Origin of the sequence: Megasphaera geminata F0357 (assembly GCF_000239275.1) — a bacterium.
GTDB lineage: Bacteria > Bacillota > Negativicutes > Veillonellales > Megasphaeraceae > Megasphaera > Megasphaera geminata.
This window is the reverse complement of the sequence record NZ_JH417567.1, coordinates 1-6,320: the sequence shown is the minus strand read 5'-3', so window position 1 is coordinate 6,320 and position 6,320 is coordinate 1. Positions and strand designations below refer to the sequence as shown.

General features: G+C 48.7%; 3 protein-coding genes and 2 pseudogenes. All 5 read left to right on the top strand.

Features of this window, described 5'->3' with window-relative positions; translation table 11 throughout:
- Positions 1-245: 245 nt before the first annotated feature.
- Positions 246-524, top strand: coding sequence for a hypothetical protein (locus HMPREF0080_RS00840; RefSeq protein WP_156795267.1), 279 nt, complete (start codon positions 246-248; stop codon positions 522-524).
- 169 nt (positions 525-693) lie between these two features.
- Positions 694-789 carry an ESPR domain-containing protein gene (locus HMPREF0080_RS11590; protein WP_071777880.1) on the top strand — a complete coding sequence of 32 codons (96 nt, stop codon included), beginning with the start codon at positions 694-696 and terminating at the stop codon, positions 787-789.
- 620 nt (positions 790-1,409) lie between these two features.
- Positions 1,410-2,264 (top strand): annotated as a pseudogene (locus HMPREF0080_RS11585) (ESPR-type extended signal peptide-containing protein); the annotation flags it as partial.
- 434 nt (positions 2,265-2,698) lie between these two features.
- Complete coding sequence (locus HMPREF0080_RS09815) at positions 2,699-3,409, top strand: hypothetical protein (RefSeq protein ID WP_050808791.1); 711 nt, start codon at positions 2,699-2,701, stop codon at positions 3,407-3,409.
- A gap of 71 nt (positions 3,410-3,480) precedes the next feature.
- Positions 3,481-6,320 (top strand): annotated as a pseudogene (locus HMPREF0080_RS00825) (ESPR-type extended signal peptide-containing protein); the annotation flags it as partial.

Genomic DNA, 6,320 nt, shown 5'->3' with positions numbered 1-6,320 from the left:
ATAGTCCAATTATGTTGCACGATAAAAAGAAATTGAGAGAGAGTTACAAGGAATGAAACGTGAGGGTGATGTTCTACCCTCACAGTTTTTTATTGATAATAATGTCCCGGCAACGGTTATTAAAGGCTTGAAATTCCGAAAATTTTAATTCGTGAGAAAAGGGTAAAGAAGAACCTGCTTTTCGAGGGGGAAAGTGGGGTCTTCTTTTTAAAATTCAGCGGGTTTTCTAATGAAAATAATTTAAAGTGGATTTTTTTAGAATAAAATGGTATGGTAATAGAAATATTCGAAATTTAAAAATGAAGAAAGAAGAGTGGCTAATGTACAGAAACTTGATGATTGAACTGACACGAAGAGGGATGAGTTTAAAGGAATTGTCTCAAATTATGGAAATAGATTATGCAATATTACGATTAAAAATAGATAACCGCGATGAACTAAGGTTTACAGAAGCAGTGAGAATAAAAGGAATATTGGGGACAGAAACGCCCTTAGATGAACTTTTTCTATGGGATTTGATTTGATATTTAAAAATGATAATAAGGAGGGAGATAATTAACTGTCTGAATCTATGAGTAATTTATATCTGAAATAAATCGGTATATTCAATTCAAGTTATAGACTGGTTAAAGTAAAACGCTTGGAAAAATTAAAGGAAATTATGTCTAAAATGTGAGGGAGTGGGGAAAAGGAATGAACAGAATTTTCAAGGTTATTTACAATCGAACGTGTAATATGTATCAAGTCGTTTCAGAATTAACAAAAAATCACGGAAGAACAGCTTCTTAGTAACGGGAATCAAAATATTGTCATCAAAATCAGATAATTATGGGGAACTTACTCTATGGGTATGAAAATAAAACAAATATTACGGACAGTTATATTCCTGAACAAATCTTTTGTTGAGAGGTGAGTTGATTAATTGTAATAAAAGTAGGTTGGCAATTATTTATAATAATATAAAATGAAGAATAATATGACTTAATATATTGATGTTTATATAAAGAATACTTAATATAGAGACTTGATGTTTTGATAGCTAAGATTAAATAATTCTTATTATGCAAGAAGAATATATACATATTATGCATAAATGTGTATAATTGAAGACAATGTTTTGCGAAAATTATAACTTGAATTTTTGGATCATAATTAAACGGAAAATACGGGGTGAATTTAATATCACAGCAATAAGACCCGGTTTAATATATTTGATATATGAGTTGCGGTAAAGGGCTGTCCGGAATGAAGTCAAGTTATAAGCAGTAGCGTGAAACATTAAATGATGTAAGGTATTTTGGCTGAAATTTATCGCTGATAGAGATAGTATAAAAGCGATAAAAGCAGTCGTAATTTTGTGGATTCGAAGGGAATTACTAATTTTACAAACAAGAAAGGATGAAATTTACGTGAATCAAGTGTATAAGGTTATATGGAGCAGAGTGAAAAACTGCTACGTAGTCGTTTCAGAGCTCACGAAGAGAGTTGGCAGAGGCAGCGAAGATACCGGCATTAAGAGTTACTCTTTCCGTGCATTTTTGTGTGCCTTAATCATTGCAGGCTGTATGCTCCCTGCCGATGCGGATGCGGCGCAAGGACTGACCCATGCAGGAACCAGTGCGACGGCTTCCGGTGATTCCAGCATTGCTTACGGGTATAACGCGAAAGCGATGAAGAAGCATTCAATCGCTCAGGGTACAGGGGCAGACGCAGAGGAAGAATATGCTTTGGCTATGGGGTATAAAGCCATAGCCAAGGGAGTACAGAGCCTTGCTATTGGCAAACAGGCAAATGCGATAGGCAACAACAGTGTCGCGGCTGGCGCGGGAGCCAAAGGATATGCGAAAGACGGCGTGGCTATCGGCAACAATGCGGAATCGGGAACAGCAGACAATAAGGATCCCCGTATACCGACTATTGACTCCAATAACGGTGTGGCTGTAGGCAATTCGGCCAAAGCCAGCGGCGGTTCTTCCGTTTCCGTAGGGAATGACAGTATCGGCAGCGGGCCGTCTTCTGTTGCCATAGGTAATGCGGCAACGGCCAATGATGTGAGGACTACGGCCGTCGGCAACAATGCCCATGCGGAAGGCGCCGGTTCTTTGTCCATCGGCCGTGAAGCCAGCGCGTTGACGTTGGAAAATGCCGGGAGTACAAATCCGCTTGTGACAGGGACTGATGAGCAGCTGGATAAAAAAGGCGTTATGGCCATTGGCGATGATGCCATGGCAAGCGGCAATAATTCCATTGCTCTCGGTACTTCTGCCAAAGCCGGTGATTTGGAAAGAACCCGGAATACAGATTCTGTCAGCCTGACCGGCAGTGCGAAACGGATTACCAAGCTGACGGCGAAGCGGTCCGTCAATAACGCGGTTGCCATCGGGACGGAATCCAGCGTACAGTCTGATGAAGACATCGCTGTCGGCTACAGGGCGGCAACAGTCAAGTCTAAATACCATCAGTTGCCCGGTTCGGGACAGGTGGCTATCGGCAGCAACAGCAATACCTACGGAACCCGGGGCGATGTGGCCATCGGTTCCGGTGCAGAGACGAATATAAGGGTCAAAAATGTGGATCATACCACAGGCGCGGTGGAAAAACCTGACGGACAGAGCGTGGCTATCGGCAGCGTGGAAAGGCTTACGGATCGCAGGCGGTGGCTGTCGGCGCGGACACAAGGGCGATCGGAAACTCTTCCGTGGCGATCGGCACCGATGATATCCAGCTGGATCGTACAAAGCTGGAAACTCTTCTGCCGGGACTGGCGAATAATGAAAATCTGAATAATAAGGCGCCCAATGATGTGACGCTTGGTTCGGCGGCTTTGGGCGACAAGCCTTATTATGTCAAGACCGCTTCCATCGGGACGGCATCCGTGGCACTCGGCGCGATGAGCCAGGCAGCCGGTGACGCTTCTATGGCCATGGGCCTCAATGCTTTGGCGGAAGGCGATGCCAGCACGGCTATCGGGCCTTTGGCACGGAGCAAAGGGAAAAATGCTGTTGCCATGGGTGTGAGTGCCCAGGCAGCCGGCGGAAAGAATAATACGGCCATCGGTCATGAAGCAAAGGTTGAAAGCGCTGCCGGAGATGATAATGTCGCTTTCGGCAGCAGTGCATCCGTCACAAGCGGCGCCGGCCATGTAGTCATCGGTAAAAATGCTTCCGCAAATACAGTCAACGGTTCCGGCATTGCTATCGGTAACAGCGCGTCCATCGGTATCGGTGCGGCTGCCGATGCGGCGGCCATCGGTACGGGAAGCCGTGTGGAAGGCAGCGGTATTGCTTTCGGGCAGAAAGCACAGGTAACGGCCTCGTCTACAGAGAGCGGTATTGCCATCGGCACGGAAAGTTCCGTAGACGGTGCCCAGAAAGGTACTGCCATCGCGGCTATAAGGCCAAGGTATTAAGATCCGGTGATGACAGCGGACTGGCGATCGGTACGGAAAGCAGCGCGGGCGGCAGTGAAGGCAGCATCGCTTTGGGCAAGAAAGCAAGCGTGGATTCTTCCACGAATGCCGGCGGCGTGGCTATCGGCCTGAATGCTTCCGCCAAGGGCGTATCCGCCATCGTAATCGGTAAGGATGCGAAAGCGGATAACGGCAATCAGGCCAATACCATTGCCATCGGTGTCGGGGCGACGGCAACGGGCACGAGCCAGTATTCTTCTGTAATGGGTTCCGGAGCGAAAGCTTCCAGAGAATATTCCACCGTCCTGGGCTCCAATGCCAATTCCGAAGTGGACGGTGGCGTGGCTCTCGGGGCAAACAGCATTTCCAACCGCCATGCCGGCGGCTCTGCAACAGGGGATACGAAAACAACCAATCCGTATATCCCTGCCGGTGCCAGCACGGCGCAGGTAAATGCCATTAATGCGACAAAGGGGACGACTGGCGCCGTAAGTGTCGGCTCGGACACGGTAAAACGCCAGATCATCAATGTGGCAGCCGGTACGGATGATTCCGATGCCGTCAACGTGGCGCAGCTGAAAGCGGCGGCGGCCAATGCGGCAGGCAATGTTTCCTGGACGGCACAGGGGAACGGCAACGATGTGAATGCGGTGAAAAACGGCAGTAAAGTCAACTTTGCCGATGGGACAAATACAACCGCTTCCGTGGCAAAAGATGCGTCCGGAAAGGTAACGACCGTAAAATACAACTTGAAGAAAGATGTGGATCTCGGTCCGGACGGCAGTCTGACTATCAACGGAAATACCTATATCAACAAAGACGGTATCAACGCAGGAAATAAACAGATCACGAATGTGGCCAGCGGCGGCAATGTAACAACGAACGCAGCCAATATCGGCGATATCGATCGTATTGTGACTGCAAAGGATAAGTATGTAACGGGCGGCACCGCAACTTACCAGGCGAACGGCGACGGCACGGCAAATCTGACCGGTACGAACGGCCTGACCGCGAATGTGACGGGACTCAAAAACAACTATGTCACAAGCGGCAGCGTTTCCAATGACGGCAAGACTCTGACACTGGAACGGAATGACACGGGAAAAGTCAATGTAGACCTGAGCAAAATATTCACCGAGGTGGCAAAAGAAGATTACCACCTGGTAGAAAATCCGGAAGCAGGAAGCCAGGGCAAGTACAAAGCGGACAGCGACGGAAACATGGTGTTGACTGTAGCGAATGAAAACGGCGATAAGAAACAGGTTACGCTGACAGATATCGCATCCAAGGCGCAGCAGGATATCAACACGACAAATATCACGAACATCAATACGACAATTGACAAAGGGCTGAACTTCGGCGGTGATTCCGGCGCGGCAATCAATAAGAAGCTGGGAGAAAAGCTGGAAATCAAGGGCGGCGCCACGGCAGACCTGACAGAAAATAATATCGGCGTCGTATCTGACGGAACGAAGCTCAATGTGAAGCTGAAGAAAGATGTCAACCTGGGAACTGACGGCAGCCTGACCATCAACGGAAAGACCTATGTCAACAAAGACGGTCTGAATGCGAACAGCCAGAAGATCACCAACGTAGCTGCCGGTACGGACGGAACAGACGCCGTTAACGTGGATCAGCTGAATGCGGCCATCGGCGGTACGGCAAAGGCGACGACGGTCAAAGCGAAAGACGCCAACGTAACCGTTACGGAAGGAATCAGTGCCGAAACGGGCGGCAAAGAATACACCCTCGGACTGGGTGATACGGTGACCCTCGGCACGGCGGCTGACAAGAAGGTTGTTGTAGACGGAACCAGCGGAAAGATCACGGCCGGCAATAAGGTAACCATTGACGGAACCACGGGAGATATCCAGGCAGGCACGGTCAAAGTGACCGGTGCCGGTACAGTGAACGAACTGACTAACCGCACATGGGACATTGACAACCCGACAGTCGTACACGGACAGGCGGCAACGGAAGACCAGCTGAAAACCGTCAGTGACGGAGTCAAGACCAACACGACAAACATCACGAACATCAATAACACCATTGGAAAAGGCTTGAACTTCAAAGGCGACGATACAACGGTCATCAATAAGAAACTGGGTGAGCAGCTTGATATTAAGGGCGGCGCTGATGCAAGCAAATTGTCAGAAAACAATATCGGCGTAGTATCTGGAAACGGCGCGCTGAATGTAAAACTGGCAAAAGAACTGAAAGATCTGACCAGCGTAACGACCGGCGATACAGTTATGAACAATGACGGTTTGACCATCACCGGAGGACCGAAAATCGTGAAGACCGGTATTGACGCAGGCGGGCAGAAGATCACCAACGTAGCCGCCGGTACGGTAAACAGTGATGCGGTGAACTTCGGCCAGCTGAAAGATGCTGTCGCGGCAGGCAAGACAATCCTGAAAGACGGTAAGAATACTACCGTTGAGGGCGAAGGCACTGTTGCAAATCCGTACAAAGTCAATGTAAACGATGATTTAGTGCTCGGCAAGAAAGGCGCCGACGGCAAAGACGGTTCCATCGGGATCAACGGAAAAGACGGTTCTTCCGTAGTCATTCATGGCAAAGACGGGATCAGCATTAAGGGCAAAGACGGCAAAGACGGAGTGACCATTAAGGCGAAAGATGGTGCCAACGGGACGGAAGGGCAGATCGGCCTGACCGGACCTGCCGGCAAAGACGGGAAATCCACTCATGCCGATATAGGCGTCAATGCGGGCCCGGCAAGCCTGGATCCTGCCAAGAACCTGTCTGCTACTGAAATGACACGTATCTACTATGTAGATGAAAAAGGCGACCATCAGGTAGCGACGATGGATGACGGCATGAAATTTGCCGGAAATACCGGACTGGCAGTGAAGAAACTGAACAGCACCATGACCATCAAGGGGACCGG